Consider the following 15,777-nt stretch of genomic DNA (forward strand, 5'->3'; position numbering starts at 1 on the left):
GCCGCCGCCCAGCCGTTCGCGCCCTGCTCCGCCCGTCGCCCGACCGCTCCCGGCTGTACTTCTGGGAATTCCGGTCCGGAACAGATGTGAACGCCTCGCCCACCGGGCCGGATCTTCCGAACTGCACGTTCCAGGGGCCCCGTTCGCCGCGCGGCGCTATCGTGCCGAGCGGGGACGACGGTGCGAGGGGGCGGAGCCGCGATGCGATTTCTGTTGGTGCACGGCACGGGGGTGCGGCGCGAGCGGCACGACACGCTCTTCGCCCTGATCCGGGACCGGCTGACCGCCCGGTTCCCCGGCGCGGTCGTCGACTCCTGCTTCTGGGGCGAGCGGTACGGGGCCACCCTGAGCGCCCACGGGCGGTCGGTGCCCGGACTGGGCGCCCCCGGCGCGGTCTCCGGAGCCGACGACGAGGAGGTCGCCGAGTGGGGGCTGCTGGTCGCCGACCCGCTCTGCGAGCTGCGGGTCCTGGCGGAAGCCGGCTGGGACACCGGGGCCGGCGGCGGCTCCGACGGCGGGTCCGGCGGTGGCCCCTGGGGCGATCCCGAAGGCGACTTCGGCCGCGAACCCGGCGGAGACTCCAGCGGTGACTTCGACGGAGACTCCAGCGGAGGGTTCGGCGGTGACCTGGGCGATGACGCCTTCGCCATGCCCGGCGTGCGGTCCGCGGGCGAGCGCGTGCTGGAGCTGCTCGCCGAAGTCCCCGGGGTCCAGGGCGGCGGCGAACAGGCCGCACTGCTGCTCGGCACCGGGCTCGCCGCCGGATTCCCCGCCGCCCTGGAGGCCGTTTCCCGCTCCGCCGAGGCCGCCCGCGCCGGTGGCCGGGCCACCGCCGAGCCGCAGGCCCGCGAGCTGGCCAAGGTCCTGGCCCGCGCGGTGACCGCTGCCGCCCTCGCCTCGGCCGGAGCCGAGGCCGACTGCACCGGAACCGAACGCGACCGCCTCGTCGAGCTGATCACCGCCCGCCTCGGTGGCGACGCCCGGGTTCCCGGCGCCCGGGCCGCCGCCGTCCTCGGCCGGCTCGCGATGCGCGTCACCACCCAGCCGCTGCTCAACGCCTGGCGCGGCTCCCTCACCGTCGGGGCCACCCCCGCGCTCGGCGACATCCTGCGCTACCAGGCCCGGGGCGCCGACCTCCGCACGTTCCTGCACGAGCGGATCACCGCCGAGCCGGGGCCGACCGTACTCATCGGCCACAGCCTCGGCGGCATCGCCCTGGTGGACCTCCTCGCCCTCGCCGCCGCCCGCGGCGAGCCCGTGCCCGGGGTCGAACTGCTCGTCACCGTCGGCTCGCAGGCGCCCTTCCTCCACGAACTCGGGGCGCTGGCCGGGGTCGTACCGGGCAGCAAGCTCCCGTACGCCTTCCCGCGCTGGCTCAACGTCTACGACCGCCAGGACGTGCTCTCCTACCTCGCCGAGCCCGTCTTCCCCGGCGACCCGCGCGTGAGCGACCAGGAGATCGGCAGCCGCCAGCCCTTCCCGGCCTGCCACAGCGCCTACTGGAAACAGGACTCGCTCTATGCGTGCATCGAACGGGCGGTGGCCGAAGCGGAGATCGGGTGAACCCCCTCGACCTCCTGCCCCCCGACCTGGGACCGCGCACCTTCGCGCTCGTCGCCGGGGTCGAGAGGTACGAGATCAGCCGTCACTGGAACCTGCGCGGCCCGGCCCGCGACGCCCTGCGGTTCGCCCGCTGGCTCACCGGCCCGGGAGGGGTGCCGCCGGCTCACGTACGGCTGCTGCTGTCCGCGCTCGACGACCCGGACGCGCTCGACTGGTCCGGTTCGGCCGGGCTGGCGGCCCTGCGCGGCACGCACCGCCCGGCGACCGAGGCGAACGTGAAATCGGTACTGTTCGAGGAACTCCCCGCCTGCGAGGGGGACTTGCTCCTCGTCTTCTGGGCCGGGCACGGCTATACGGAACCGCGCCGCGGCGAACTGATGCTGCCCTCCACGGACGCCCGGCCCGGCCAGATCCGCCACCTCAACCTCGACTCCGCGCTGCGCTGGTGGCGCACCAATCTCGTCAAGCGCGAGCTCTTCCGGTACCAGGCCGCCTTGGTGGACGCCTGCCGGGTCGACGCGCCCCGCGACGCCCGATGGAACTTCGGGACCAGCGACTACGGCGGCGGCGCGACCGTCCCCGGGCGGCGCCAGTTCCGGCTGTACGCCTCCCGCGAGGGCGAGGCCGCCAAGAACGACGCCGAGCGCGGCGCCGGCCGCTTCACCGAGGAGCTCCTCGCCGAACTCGCCGAACGCACGGTGCGCGAGGCCGTCTCCGGCCTCTCCGACACCGCCCGCTCCATCCACCACACCTTCCTGGGCCTGCGTGAACGCGGCGAAGGCTGGCAGCTCCCGCAGTTCGTCGTGGACCGCGACTGGGACGCCTCCTCCTTCCTCGACTTCCCCGCTGACGAAGCGCCCGGGCCGGCGCCGCCGCGCGCGGGCCGCCTCGACCAGAGCGCCTGGGACGGGCTGGGTGAGCTCTTCGAGGACCGCGACCTGCCGCGCTGCGCGTACGAGGCGTACCTGTGGGCGTTCCGGGCGGCCGGCTGCGCGGCCCCCGTCCGGGGCGGCCTGCCCGGAGACACCCTGCTGGAGGTGGCCCAAGACCTCGACGAACGCCACGGGGGGCCGGGCGGAATGCCGCTCGTGGTGCCCTTCGTACGGTTCCTCGCGGAACAGGGGGCGGCGGGAGACGAGCGGTGGGCGGCCCGGGTGCGCGACTGGGTGCGCGCCACCCGCGAACGCCTCGGCCTGCCCGCGCTGCCGCCCCCGCCCCCGCCGCCGCGCAAGACGGTCCTGCACGTGCGCCTGGAGACGCCGGCGGGCGGGGAGGACGGGTTCCGCGCCCGGATGTGGCTGCGGCGGGAGGCGACCGAGCACATCTGGGAATCGGAGGGGGAGCCGGTCCGGCTGGAAGCGGTGCGGGACGCGCTCGTGCGGCAACTCGCTGCGGCCGGCAAGGTGTTGGGCGCCGACGCGGCGGCCGGGCGGCTGTCCGGGGCGGTGGAGCGGATCGAGTTCCACGTGCCGTACGAGCTGCTGGCCCTGGACTTCGACCAGTGGCCGGTCCCGCGCGGCCCGGGCAGGCGGACCCGGCCCCTGGGGGCGCTCTACCAGGTGGTGGTGCGCTGCCCGCAGGAACGCGAGGACACCGGCGCCGAGTGGCGGGGCAAATGGCGCTGGCTGTGGTCCCAGGGCGGCCGGCACCCGGACGCGGTCCGCGTGGTGGCCGACGCGGACGCGGGCGACGGGCTCGGCATGGAACTGGGCGCGGGACCGGCGCCCGCGTGCGTACTGGCGCACACCCGGGCCGGGGCGCGGACCTCGGCGGTGGTGGAGGCGGTGCTGGAGGGCGGTGTGCCGGTGGCCCTCTGGCACCGCGGCCCCGCGTCCGCGTCCGTGTCCGCGGGAACGGAGCGGACCTGGTCGGCGCGTGGCGGCTCCGGCCGGGACGCGGAGCCGGGGGCCGCGCAGGCGGCTCCGGGCGGCTTCGCGCACGCCGGGGCGGGGCGGACGGGGGGCGCCGGGGGCGCCGGCCCCGACGGGTCCGCGGGCGACCTGCTCGGTCTGCTGGCACCGCCCGGCGAGGACGGGCGGCCGCCCGACCCCGGCGCACTCGACGTGCTCGCGCTGCCCGCCCGCGTGCGCGCGGTGCGCAGGGCGGCGGCCGTCGCGGCTGCGGGCGCACCCGGCGGCGATCGCCGACAGCTTTTGGGGGGAGACCGGTTGGTCCTCCTGTGGGACGATCCCGACGACACCCTCACCCTCCGGTCCCTGGCTTGAACCCGATGCCGCCGCCGACCCTGCCCCCCGTCCCGGGTCCCGGGCCCGTCCCGGGTCCCGGGCCCGTCCCGGGTCCCGGGCCCGACCCGTGGTCCGGCCCCGATCCGTGGTCCGGCCCCGATCCGTGGTCCGGCCTCGGGCCGTGGTCCGGCCTCGGGCCGTGGTCCGGCCTCGGGCCGTGGGCCGACCCCGACCCGTGGGCAGGCCCCGACCCGGGGGCCAGCCCCCGGCCTGGGCCGGCTCCCGCCCCCGACTTCGTATCCGCACCGATCCCGATGACCGCTCGCGGCGACGGCCCGCGACACCCACGATGGAGGCAGAGGCTGTGGTGAAGGACTGGTGGCTGTACCAAGGGACCGGCGAGGCCGCCGAGCGCCGGGCCAGGCTGGAGGCCGGACCGCCACCGCCCTGGCGGGACTTCAAGGGCGTCCCCGACCCGGGATACGCACCGCCCGGCTGCGAGGGGCCGGCCTGGGAGCGGACCTGGCGGCGCGGCGAGGGCTACGTCCCCGACGAGCCGGAGAAGGACGTGGTCAACACGGCCCTGCACCTGCGCCGGCCGCTCCTGATCACCGGCAAACCGGGTGTCGGCAAGTCCACGCTCGCCTCCAGCATCGCCGCCGACCTCGGCCTGGGCCCCGTACTGCACTGGCCGGTCACGAGCAGGACCGTCCTGCGCGACGGCCTGTACCTGTACGACGCGATCGGCCGGCTTCAGGAGGCCGGGCTGGAGCAGCTGCGCACCCCCGGCGCCGAACCGCCCGCGGCCCGCGCCCGGACCCGGTCCGCCGCTTCGGCCCCCGCTTCGGCCCCCGCCCCGGCTCCCTTCGAGGGCGGCCCGTCCATCGCCCGATACCTGCGTCTCGGCCCGCTCGGTACGGCGCTCCTGCCCCAGGACCGGCCCCGCGTCCTGCTCGTGGACGAGATCGACAAGAGCGACATCGACCTCCCCGGAGACCTCCTCACCGTCTTCGAGGACGGCGGCTTCGTCATCCCCGAGCTCGCCCGGCTCGCCAAGGAGGCCCCCACCGTCGCCATCGGCACCGACGACGACACGGAGGAGGCCGTCCGGATCTCCCAAGGCCGCGTCCAGTGCCGGTACTTCCCCATCGTCGTCCTCACCAGCAACGGCGAACGCGATTTCCCGCCCGCCTTCCTGCGCCGCTGCGTACGGCTCCACCTGGACCCGCCGGGACCCGACAAGCTCGCCCGCATCGTGCGCGGCCGGCTCGGGGTCGACATCGAGAACAGCGACGAGTACCGGGACCTCGTGCGGAGCTTCCTGGAGCGTGCCGAGGACGGCGACCTCGCCACCGACCAGCTCCTCAACGCCATCCAACTGCGCCTGGCCGGCGCCTGGTCCGCCCCCGGCGACCGCCAGCGCTTCCTCGACACCGTCATGCACCACCTCACCGGGCCCTCCGCGTGATCGAGCAGCTCCTCGCCGCCCTGGCCGAAGGCGCGGAGGGCGCCGGGGACGGCGGCCCGCGCCCCGGGCTCGGGGCGGAGGAGATCGCGGACATCCTGTGGCTCGCGACCCGGGTGGACGCGGCCCCGCGCCCGGAGCCCGGCGGGACGCCCCCGGCGGCCGGACCCGAACCCGCCGCGAACGGGACGGAGCCCCCCGTCCCGGCACGCGGTGGCTCCGGCGGACCCGGAGTCCAGTACTTTCCGCCCGTCGGGCCCGCCGGGCCCGCCCGCGCCCCCGGCGGCCCCGCGGACCCCGCCGCCGCGCCGGCCCCGGAAGGGTCCCCCGGCGGGGCGCCCGCGCCGGCCCGGCGCCGGGGCAGCGCGGTGAGGCTGCCGCGCGCCGCCACCCTCGACGACCCGCTGGCCCTGATGCGCGCCCTGCGCCCGATCGGCCGCCGGGGCATCGGCGGGCCGGGGGAGGAGCTGGACGAACAGCTCACCGTCGAGCGCAGCATCGAGCGGATGGTGCTCACCCCGGTCCTGCGCCCCGCCGAAAGCCGCTGGCTGGACGTGGCCCTGGTCGTCGACTCCCACCACTCGATGCTGCTCTGGGCCGACCTGGTGGAGGAGGTCCGCGGGCTCCTCACCCGCAGCGGGGTCTTCCGCGACGTACGGACCTGGCGGCTCACGGGCACCGGCCCCGGCGGCGCGCCCAGGGTCGCGCACCATCGCGACAGCCCGCCCCGCAACCCCCTCGAGCTGGTCGACCCGGCGGGCCGGCGGCTGATCCTGGTGCTCTCCGACACGGTGGCCGGCGGCTGGCGCGAAGCCCCCCTGCGCACGGTGCTGCGGCAGTGGTCGGCGCACAACGCCGTGGCCGTGCTCAACGTCCTGCCCGAACGGCTCTGGACGCGCGGGGCGGTCCAGCCGGTCCCCTTCGCCGTCCGCGCGGACCGGCCCGCGGCGGCCACCCGCTCCTGGCAGCGGGTCCCGATGACCCGGCGGGCCCGCGGCGGCGGGGCCATGATCCCGGTGGTAGGCATCGCCTCCGGGAGCCTGGCCCGGCTGGTGCGGGTGGTGTCCGGCGACGGCCGCTGGCGGCGCCTCGCGTGCCTGCGCCTGGACGGGGAACCCGCGCGCGAGGCCTCGTACGCGGCACCCGGGGCTCCGAAGTTCTTCCCGGACCCCCTGGAGGCGGTGGAGCGCTTCCGCGCGAGCGCCTCGCCGACGGCCCAGCGCCTCGCCGACCACCTGGCCGCCGTACCGCTCACCCTGCCCGTGATGACCCTCGTACGCCGCTCCCTGCTGCGGGAGTCCGAGCACGGCCACCTCGCGGAAGTGGCCCTGGGCGGACTGCTCGCCCCCTGGGACGGCGAACAGGCTTCCGATGAAGTGGAGTTCGAGTTCCTGCCGGGCGTACGGGAGGCCCTGCTCGGTTCGCAGCTGCGCGGAGACGTGGCCGCGGTACGGGAACTGGTCCGGCGGCGCGTCGGGGACTACCTGTCCCGCAACCGCGGTACCGGCCGGGACTTCACGGCGTTCCGCCTCGGCCAGCGGGGCGTCGGACGCCGCGAACTGGCGCCGGACGCCATGCCGTTCGCCGTCACCGGGGGGCCGGTGTCGGGGCTGGCCGACCGGGTGGTGCGGGTCCGGTTCGAGCCGCAGGGGGAGCCGCAGGCGGTGGGGGTCCTGCTGTCGCCCCGACTGGTCCTGACGGTCGGCGATGCGCAGACGGGTGGGCCGTCCACCTCTGCGTGGGTGCGTGCGGACGGGCAGGACGTCCTCTGCCAACGCACATGGGGAGACGGGGGAGTGCCCCAAGTGCTCCTGCTCAGCTCCGAGGTGGACCTCGTGGACCCGGTGGACTGGACGCGTCCGGCCTGGGCGGAGGGGTTCGCGGTTCCCGGGGAGCACCTGGTCGTGGACGGTTCCACCGACCAGGGCGAGGCGGTGGCGCTGACCGGCGAAGTCCTCCCGTACGACGGGGAGCGCAACGGAGAGCTGGTCCGACTCTCCGCCGAACCGGAGGTCTGGACCCACTACTTGGGCTCCCCGGTCTCCCGCGACGGAGTGCTGGTGGGCATCGTGCACACGGTGTGGCGGGACCGGATGGTGTTCCTGACGGGGCAGGCGCTGATGGAGCAGCGCGGATTCCGTGTGGCGTTCGCGGTGGACGAGGGCGCCCGGAACGAGCGCTCGGGTGTCTGTCTGGCGGTACGGATCCATGTGGACCTGGGGCCGGTCGACCGGTCGGCGCAGGAGGTGGTCGCCGATGTCCTCCTGCGGGCGCAGGCGGACATCGGCGAGGCCGGCGTCGTGCAGGACGAGGGCGACGGGGTTCTGTTGGTGCGCTTGGCGGAGCCGGGCGCTCTCGGGAAGGCAGGGATGACGCTGGCCGCACTCCCCGGCGAACTGGAGCGGCTGCGCGGGGGCTCCGCCGAATGGGAGATCTCCCTGACGGTGGCCTTGGCCAGAGGACGGCTCACGACCGATCGGCGGGGAGGTCCGGCGGCGGACGAGGCCCGGGCACTGATCGGGCGTACGGAACTCGCCGGATACCGGGGACCGTTGACGATCGTCCTCGTGAAGGGCGAATCGCTGCTCGATGCCGGTGGGCTGGACTCTCTCGCGGCCGAGCCGCTGGCGACCACGGGGACGGAGCCGCGCGGGTGGGTCTGGTCCGCCCGCACCGCCGAAGTGGGGCGGGCACTGATCGACGCCGACCTCAGGACCGACGACCCCGGTGTCGGCTGGGCGCGCTGTCAGCACGGTGGCGCGCGGACGGATCCGGGGGGGTGCATCGGTGTGCGCCTGCCGGGCCGCCTTCGCTGTCTCGCCCACGTGGCGGCGGTGGAGAGGGCCGAGTACCTCAACGTGCTGCGACCTGGCTCGGACGTGGACCTGCGGGGCACCACCTTCAGTGACGATCTGCTCGGCCACCTGCTGTTCGCGCTGCGTGAGCCCGGGTCGGGACAGGTGAGGATGGGGCGCGCGTTCTTCGAACGGGCCCGGTTCACCGGTGACTGGGACGTGCCGGGAAGCGAGTTCGAGGGCCGCGCCTCCTTCGATCGGGCCGTCTTCGAAGGCCGGGCCGGTTTCGACGCGGTCCACTTCAAGGGGGGCGTCTCCTTCGGGCGGACCGACTTCCGGCGGGGCGCGGACTTCGCCGCGACCGTGTTCGACCGTGAAGCGCGGTTCGTCAGGGCCGACTTCGGCGGCAACGCCACGTTCGCGGACTCCGTGTTCGCCCAGGGCCTCGACATGGGCGGCGCCGAACTGTGGGAGGAGGCGCGGATGAGCGGGATGAGGGTGCGGGGGACGGCCGAGTTCGCGCGCACGGTCTTCCGCGGCCGCTGCAAACTGAGGCGGACGGTCTTCCAGGGGCCCGCCTCCTTCGAGGCCACGGTGTGGGGGGCCGATCTGCGCTTCGAGGAGGCCCGCTTCGAGGGGCCGGTCGCCTTCGACCACGCCACCTTCGCCACCCTGACGGCCTTCTTCGACACCGTCTTCGCGGACCGGGCGACCTTCGACCGGGCCGACTTCGCGGGGTCCGGGGACTTCGTGAACGTGACCTTCGCCGATCCCTCGGGGCTTCCCGACGCGTGGCGGCCGCTCCTGCCGCCCTCGGGCGCCGCGACGTTCAGCCTGGGCGGCGCCGACGGCGCCGACGGCGGCTCCGGGGCACCGGCGCCCTGAACGTGTGCGCGGAGTCGGCCACCTCGATCAGGGCGCGGCCAACGGGCTTCGGCACGCGCGCGATCTCGCGCAGGGCGGGGCCCGGTTCCGGGCGGATTCCCGGGTGCGGGGCCTGTCGGTCCCGCACCCGGGTGCGCGCTCAGGCGGTGGGCGGTACCCGTCCCGGGCGGCCCGCGCCGCGGGTCAGGCGGTAGCCGCCGATGCCCGCGAGGGCGGCGAGCAGGCCGCCGGCGGCCGTCCAGAGCCAGCGGTCCGACCACCAGGTGCCCGACCAGCCGTCGGCCGGCGCGATGCCGGACGCCGTGCCGGCGGCGGGGACGAGCGGCACGGCCAGGGCGTTGTCGGCCGCGTAGGCGCCGCCGACGTCCTGGGCCTGCGCCCGCACGCGGGCCCGTACGGGCTGGCCGAGGTCCTCCGGCGCGAGGTCGGTGACCGTGAGCCGGAGGTAATAGGCCCCCGGCAGCGGGTCGTTGGCCCACTGGTCGGCGCCCGAGCGGACCGGGCGCAGGGTGCAGGACAGGTCGACGGTCGCCGCGTCCTTGGCGGCCGTGCCGGTCTGCGTGCCGTACATGCACGGCTGGCGGCGGCGCAGGCCGTCGTACACGTCGAGCTGCCAGGTGGAGGCGGAGTGCCGGCCCGCCGCGGCGGGCAGGGTGACCGAGGCCCGGACGGTGGCGCGCTGCCCCGAGTCCAGGGGGAGCACCCAGTAGAGGTAGTCGCCGGTGGAGGCGTCGGCCGTGGCCTCCTGGCCCAGCTGGACCGGGGTGGCGGTACGGAAGGCCGTGCCGGCCTCGGTCGGCGCCTCCGCGCCGCCGCTCGGGCTCGGCGACGGCGAGGCCGCCACTCCGAGCAGGCCGCCGCCCACGAGCAGGGCGGCGGTCAGCGCGCGGCGCACGCGCGGGCCGGCCGGCCGCCCGGCCCGGGATCCGTCGTCGTTTCGTTCACGTCTCACGGCACTCATCAGTTGTTGGTCCTCCAGACCGTGATACGCCAGCGGGAGACCCAGCCCCACACCAGTCCGGCGAGGAGGCCGGTGAGCGCCAGTGCGCCGAGCAGCCACCAGCCGCGTCCGAGGCCGAAGGAGGCCACGTCGGAGGCCCCGTCCGGGCCGTCCACCACGTCGATGGTCAGCTCGACCGGCATGCCCGGGGTGGTCTTGACCGTGGCGGGGGCCGAGAAGGAGTTGCTGACCTGGAGGCACACGGTCTCGGCCGGCTCCTCGTCGTCCGCGCTCCCGGCCTTGGGATAGCGCAGCCCGGACGAGATCAGGTCGGTCCGCCCGTCACCGGCTTCCTGGCCGCGTACGATCTCCCGGCCGCCGCGCGTCGTGGCGCGCAGCAGTACTCCGTAGTCGTTGTTCACGGCGCGGTCGGCCCCGATGCTCACCGAGGCGCGCAGCTCCTTGCCCGGCGGTACGGAGACCCGGTACCAGCGGTGCTCGCCGAAGCTCTCGCGGTCGCTGTAGAGGCCGGGCTGCAACTCCGGTGCCGCCGCACACTGCTTGGCGCCCTCGGTGGCCACCGGATTGACCACCGGTGTGGCCGCGCGTCCCACCAACTGTTTGACTCTGCCCGACAGTTCGGCGGTGTGCTGCACGGAGGTGTAAGTGCCGCCGGTGGCTTCGGCGATGCAGATCAGCTGGTCGCGGGTCTTGGCGTCGGGGACGAGCCCGAGCGTGTCGATGACCAGGTGGATCCCCTGGGCCGCGATGCTCCGGGCCACTTCGCAGGGGTCGAGCGGCGCGCAGGTGTCCTCGCCGTCGGTGATGAGCACGATCCGCCGGGTGGCGTCGCCGCCCTTCAGGTCCTCGGCGGCTCCGAGCAGCGCCGGCCCGATGGGCGTCCAGCCGGTGGGGGCCAGCGTGGCCACCGCCGTCTTGGCCTCGGTCCGGTCCAGGGGGCCGACGGGGTAGAGCTGCTTGGTGTCCTTGCAGCCGAGGTTCCTGTCGGGGCCGGGGTAGTTGGCGCCCAAGGTCCGTATGCCGAGCTGCACTTCCTCGGGCACCGCGTCCAGCACCTCGTTGAACGCCTGTTTCGCGGCGGACATCCGGGTCTGCCCGTCGATGTCCCGAGCCCGCATCGAGCCGCTGACGTCCAGCACCAACTCGACCTTGGGCGCTTCCTTCGCAACCGGCTCACCGGCGGCGGCACCTGCCGGGAACAACCCGGCAGCGAGGGTGACGAACAGGCCGCACGCACTGGCCCTCACCCATCTTCTAGTGATCATCGCCGGATCGTATTGAGATTCCCCGCACCAGCCAAACCGGTCTCGTTCCCGTGCCCTCCCTACACCGGGGAGGGTTCCACGGAGGACCAGCCCCTGGCGGTCGGGGTGAAGACGATCCCGCCCACCACCAGGAAGCCGAACGGGTCGTCGGCCCCCGAGCGGACGCCGCCGCCCGGGACGGCGAACCGGCCGGTCTGCTCGCGGGAGACCAGGTCGATGACCACCCCCGAGGTCCGGCACCGTACGTACGCCAGCCCGTCGGTCACCACCACCGCGTTCGCGGCCTCCGGGCGCTCCGGGTCCGTGCACTCCTGCGCCAGCGGAACCCGCCAAGCGGCGCCGCCGGACTCCTGGTTGAGCTCCATGAACCCCGGTTCGCCGCCCGAGGCGGTCGCCATCAGGTACACCTTGTCCCCGGCCACGGCCGGTCCGGACAGGGTGGTGCCGGCGTACGGGAGGTCCGCGCTGCGCCGCCGCGCCGGCTCACCGCGCAGCACCCCGGCCCCGTTCTCCTTGTTGCACAGGAAGACGGTCGCCCCGTTCTCGTCCCGGCCCAGCGTCAGCCCGCGCGTCTCGCAGCTCCCGGGCATCGTGAAACGGGTGCCGCCCTGGGAGGTCCCGGACGGCAGCTTCTTCCCCGTGGCCCCGTCGAGGGCGGTCACGAAGCTCTCGAACCTCATGTCGTCGGCGTTCTGGGTGCGCCCCTGTACGTACACCCGGTCACCGTCGGCGCGCAGCGCGGGATAGCCGTCGTCCGACCCGGACACCTCCTGCTGCCACAGGACCTTCCCGTACCGGGTCTCCAGCGCGGTGACCGTGCCGGACGCGGAGACCGCGTACACCCGGCCGCCGTCCGCGTCGAGCACCGGCCGCCGCAGCTTCTCCTTCGTGGGGAACTCCCACCGGGGGGTGCCCGCGGCGAGGTCCAGCGCGGTGAACCCCCTGCTGTCGAGCGCGATCACCGTGTGGGTTCCGGTGACCGGCCCCGGGGCCACCACCGGGGCCTGGCCGTCGGTGAAGCCCTCCAGCATCCGACCCCACAGCAGCTTGCCGGTCGCCGCGTCGAACCGGTTGAGCCCGTCGCCCGGCAGATCCTTCTCCGGCCGGGGCGAGGTGCACACCAGCGAGGATTCCGCGTACACGCAGGACCCCATGGAGGCGCCGCCGTTCCAGGCCCGCCATCCGGCGGGGCGCCGGGCGGGCGCGTCCGCGTAGGCGCGGCCGCCACCCGGGCTGCCGCCCTCGGTGGCCACGTACGGGGCGAGGGTCCCGGTGGCCGTGGGCGGGGAGGGCGTACGCGTGCTCCCGCCGGGCTTCCCGGAAGGCCCGGCGGAGCTCTCGGGGGCCTTCGCGTTCTCCAGCGAACCGCCGGCCGGCGGGGAGAGCCGCAGGTAGACCCCGCCGCCCGTCAGCAGCGAAGCCGCGAGGGCCGCGGCGAGGAGGACGCGCCTACGGGGCCTACGGGGCCTACGGGGCCTACGGAGCCCGCGCGGCCGCAGGGGCCGCACGGCCGCCGCCGCGTCCCCGACGGGGCCGGTCGGCGGCCCGGACTGCCGGGTGAGCGCCCCGGCCCCATCCTCGACCGGCTCACGGACCTCCTCGCCCGGGTCGCCCTCCTCGCGGAGCGGGTTCTCCCAGTCGGCCGCCGGGATCCGCGCCAGCACGGCCAGCAGCTCGTCCGGTCCCGGCCGGGCGGCCGCCTCCTTGGAGAGGCACGCCCCGACCACGTCCCGCAGGGCATCGGCCAGACCCGTGATGTCCGGCGCGTCCGACACCACGCGGTAGGCCGTCATGTAGTGCGACTCCGCGTCGAAGGGCCCCCGTCCGGTCGCGGCGAACACCAGCACCGACCCCAGCGAGAACACGTCCGACGAAGGCCGCACCCGCGCCGGAGCCGACAACTGCTCCGGCGACATGTACGGCGGCGTCCCCAGGATCTGCCCGGTCGAGGTCAGCGTCTGCTGACCCGCCGCCCGCGAGATCCCGAAGTCGATGACCCGCGGCCCGTCGTCCGTCAGCATGACGTTGTCCGGCTTCAGGTCGCGGTGGATCACCCCGGTGGTGTGCAGCTCGCGCAGCGCCTCCACCAGTCCCAGCGCGAGGACGCGGAGCGCGCTCCCGCGCAGCGGCCCGTCCGACTTCACCCGTGCGCCCAGGGTCCGACCCGGCACCAGCTGGGTGGCCATCCAGGGGCGCTCCGCGTCCGGGTCGGCATCCACCACCGCGGCGGTGAAGGCGCCGCTCACCCGCCGGGCGGCAGCCACCTCCTGCCGGAACCGGGTCCGGAACTCCGGGTCGCCGGCGAACTGCTGGTGCACCAGCTTGACCGCGACGAGCCGCCCCGAAGCGGCCCGCCCCGAGTACACCGTCCCCATCCCGCCGGAACCCAGCCGGGCGATCAGGACATACCCGCCGATCGCCCGCGGATCCCCGTCCCGCAGTGTCATGTACCGCCCCGCCCACCGTGTCCGTCCGTCGGCGGCACCCTATCCCGGACCTGCGCACTCGTACGGCGAAGGCCTCCGCCGGCCCGTGCGGATCCGTGGCCGACATGCCGAACGCACGGCGTCCGTGGGGGAGGCCCGGGCGGCCCGCGGCGCGGGATGGAGCCCGGCGAGCGCGGCTCACCGCGACCATGGACACGGGGCTCGACCCGGCCTCCACGGCGGTACGGGGCACCGTGCACGCGCTGCGCCGCACGATCGGCGATCCGCCGCTGATCGTCACGACACCGGCTGCGGATACCGGCTGTGAGCCGCCCCGGCCCCGGCCGGCTGCCGCTGCTGGGCCGGCTGACCCTGGTGACCACGGCCGTCTTCGCGGTGCTCGATGCGGGGTGCTGGTGCTGAACTGGCTCAGCTCGCGCCAGCTCATCGAGGCCAACCGCGACCTCATCACCCAGGCCGCGGCAGCCCCGGAGCCGCCGCTCCCCGACCCGTCGCCCGCCGACAGGGCTGCGGTGCCCAGGAGTTGATGGGGCAGACGTGCGGGTCGCAGGTGCGGCCCCGCAGGATCGATCCGGCCGGGTGGGCGCCGCCGGTGCCGGGCGGATCAGCCCCGCGATGTCTGATCCGGATCGGGCCCCGCGATGTCTGATGCGGATCAGGCCCCGCGATGTCTGATGTTGACGGCCGCGGCCTTGGCCAGTGCCAGGGGGTTCAGGAAGCGCGCCGGGCCGATCAGGCGGGATGCGAACCGGTGCATGTGCCGGGCCGTCGACGCGTCGCGGGCCGCCGCCGAGAACACCAGCCGCTCCACGGGGTTGAACGGACGGGCCCTGGCGAAGTCGGCTGCCACGCGCTGGTGGCCGCGGAGCGCCCACCGGTGGGTGCGCGCGTACCGTGCGAGCGATCGGTCGAGGCTGCCGCGGCCGGCCGCGGCCGGCGCGACGGCACGCTCCAGCCACTGCGCGGACTGCAGGGCCCATCCGCATCCCACGCCCCACAGGGGGTCACCGGTGAGGGCGGCGTCGCCGATGAGCGCCACGCCCGGCGCGGTCGGCTTCCTGCTGTGCAGCGGGTGGTCGACCGTGCCGATGATCTTCGAGACGCGTTCGGCGGAGTCGATGGGCGGCGCCTCGGGCAGGGCGCGGACGAAGGCGGAGAAGGCCGCCTCGAGGTCTTCCCGGAAGGCCGGGAGGTGCTTCTTGTCCGGGAGCACCGCGAGGACCGTCACTCCGTCGTCGTTCGGAAACGCGTACGCCATGTCGGGTTCGAGGAACCAGGTCTGGCCGATCCCGCCGGGCAGCGGGAGGCCGCGATAGTGCGCGAGGTAGCCGAACCGGGTGTTCTCGTACGTCCGGGCGCGCATCCCGGCGAGCTGTGCCACCGCCGAGTCCTTGCCGTCGGCGCCGACCACCAGGCGCGCCCGGATCTCGCGCTCGCCGTCCGGAGTCGATGCGCGGACCCCCACGGTCCGTCCGGCTTCCCGGACCAGCCCGGTCACCCGGTGGCCGAGCAGCAGCTCGACGCCGGGGGTACGCCCCGCACGGGACCTGATCAGCGGGTCGAGGACGCTGCGCCGGACGTTGTACGCGTACGGCAACTCGGGTTTGCCGGGCGCTGGCTTCGGCTCGATCCAGCCCCAACGGGTGTACCAGCGAGCCGTGTTGCGCATGGCTCCGGCCTTCTCCAGGGCGGGGACGAGGCCGAGCTCCTCCAGTACCGGATGGGCGTTGGCGGTGAGGGAGTGGGTGCACAGCACCTTGTACGCCGCGGGGTCCGAGCGGCGTTCCAGCAGGGCGACGCGGACGCCGCGGCGGGCGAGCAGGATCGCCGCGGCGCTGCCGGCGAGGCCGGCCCCGCTGATGACGACGTCGTAGTCGTGTTCCCTGCTCTGTTCCACGCTCTCAGGCATGGGCATGCCCTGATCGCCCCCTCCGGGGTCCGGTGCCGCTGACGGGAGTGGGAGTGGTGCAGCACCCACAGGCGTCAACGAGTGTCATGCCCATGAAAACTTGTCAAGATCGCGCCGCGCGGAGGCCCGCCGGGCCGGTGCGGTCGCCTTTGATCGCCGGGCTGTTCCGCACCGCCGCCGCCGGCCACTGGTACGGATCGGGCCGGCCGGACAGCGGCGCCGACGCGGCGGCGGAGCCGTCGGCGGGGGCGCGGACGGTGTAGCGGCCGCACGCCGCCGCCGGACATATTGCCTGGAGGGG

The 15,777-nt window shown here is 75.2% G+C and carries 10 protein-coding genes; 6 read left to right on the forward strand and 4 right to left on the reverse strand.

The window, feature by feature from the left end; genetic code table 11:
* The first annotated feature begins 201 nt into the window (after positions 1-201).
* The 4 genes from ACIQV3_RS19235 (at position 202) to ACIQV3_RS19250 (ending at position 8,894) form a co-directional block, all read left to right on the forward strand.
* Positions 202-1,563 (forward strand): hypothetical protein, encoded by a 1,362-nt coding sequence (locus tag ACIQV3_RS19235; protein WP_403713586.1) that lies wholly within the window; start codon positions 202-204, stop codon positions 1,561-1,563.
* A complete protein-coding gene (locus tag ACIQV3_RS19240; RefSeq protein WP_403713587.1) occupies positions 1,560-3,788 on the forward strand; it encodes a hypothetical protein in 2,229 nt (742 codons plus the stop codon). Before ACIQV3_RS19235 ends, ACIQV3_RS19240 begins: the two co-directional genes overlap by 4 nt.
* A 310-nt stretch (positions 3,789-4,098) precedes the next feature.
* The gene (locus ACIQV3_RS19245; RefSeq protein WP_403713588.1) at positions 4,099-5,217 is read left to right on the forward strand and encodes an AAA family ATPase; all 1,119 of its coding nucleotides are present in this window, start codon (positions 4,099-4,101) and stop codon (positions 5,215-5,217) included.
* The gene (locus tag ACIQV3_RS19250) at positions 5,214-8,894 is read left to right on the forward strand and encodes an SAV_2336 N-terminal domain-related protein (RefSeq protein ID WP_403713589.1); all 3,681 of its coding nucleotides are present in this window, start codon (positions 5,214-5,216) and stop codon (positions 8,892-8,894) included. Before ACIQV3_RS19245 ends, ACIQV3_RS19250 begins: the two co-directional genes overlap by 4 nt.
* Before the next feature lie 139 nt (positions 8,895-9,033).
* Here the strand turns inward: ACIQV3_RS19250 and ACIQV3_RS19255 are convergent, their stop codons facing one another.
* Genes ACIQV3_RS19255 through ACIQV3_RS19265 form a run of 3 tightly spaced genes read right to left on the reverse strand, consistent with a single transcriptional unit; the run spans position 9,034 to position 13,567 of the window.
* Complete coding sequence (locus ACIQV3_RS19255; RefSeq protein WP_403713590.1) at positions 9,034-9,855, reverse strand: hypothetical protein; 822 nt, start codon at positions 9,853-9,855, stop codon at positions 9,034-9,036.
* Positions 9,855-11,120 carry a VWA domain-containing protein gene (locus ACIQV3_RS19260; RefSeq protein WP_403713591.1) on the reverse strand — a complete coding sequence of 422 codons (1,266 nt, stop codon included), beginning with the start codon at positions 11,118-11,120 and terminating at the stop codon, positions 9,855-9,857. The genes ACIQV3_RS19255 and ACIQV3_RS19260 overlap by 1 nt, the downstream gene beginning before the upstream one ends.
* Before the next feature lie 59 nt (positions 11,121-11,179).
* Positions 11,180-13,567 (reverse strand): protein kinase, encoded by a 2,388-nt coding sequence (locus ACIQV3_RS19265; RefSeq protein ID WP_403713592.1) that lies wholly within the window; start codon positions 13,565-13,567, stop codon positions 11,180-11,182.
* Positions 13,568-13,956: 389 nt separating this feature from the next.
* Between ACIQV3_RS19265 and ACIQV3_RS19270 the strand changes: the two genes are divergently transcribed.
* On the forward strand, positions 13,957-14,094 hold the full coding sequence (locus tag ACIQV3_RS19270) for a hypothetical protein (protein ID WP_403713593.1): 138 nt from the start codon (positions 13,957-13,959) through the stop codon (positions 14,092-14,094).
* Positions 14,095-14,222: 128 nt separating this feature from the next.
* Here the strand turns inward: ACIQV3_RS19270 and ACIQV3_RS19275 are convergent, their stop codons facing one another.
* Positions 14,223-15,482, reverse strand: a complete 1,260-nt coding sequence (locus ACIQV3_RS19275; RefSeq protein ID WP_403713594.1) for an NAD(P)/FAD-dependent oxidoreductase — start codon at positions 15,480-15,482, stop codon at positions 14,223-14,225.
* 131 nt (positions 15,483-15,613) lie between these two features.
* On the opposite strand from ACIQV3_RS19275, the gene ACIQV3_RS19280 reads away from it, so the two are divergent.
* On the forward strand, positions 15,614-15,739 hold the full coding sequence (locus ACIQV3_RS19280; RefSeq protein ID WP_403713595.1) for a hypothetical protein: 126 nt from the start codon (positions 15,614-15,616) through the stop codon (positions 15,737-15,739).
* The last annotated feature ends 38 nt before the right edge of the window (positions 15,740-15,777 follow it).

It is taken from the genome of Streptomyces sp. NPDC099050 (assembly GCF_044759865.1).
Taxonomy (GTDB): domain Bacteria; phylum Actinomycetota; class Actinomycetes; order Streptomycetales; family Streptomycetaceae; genus Streptomyces.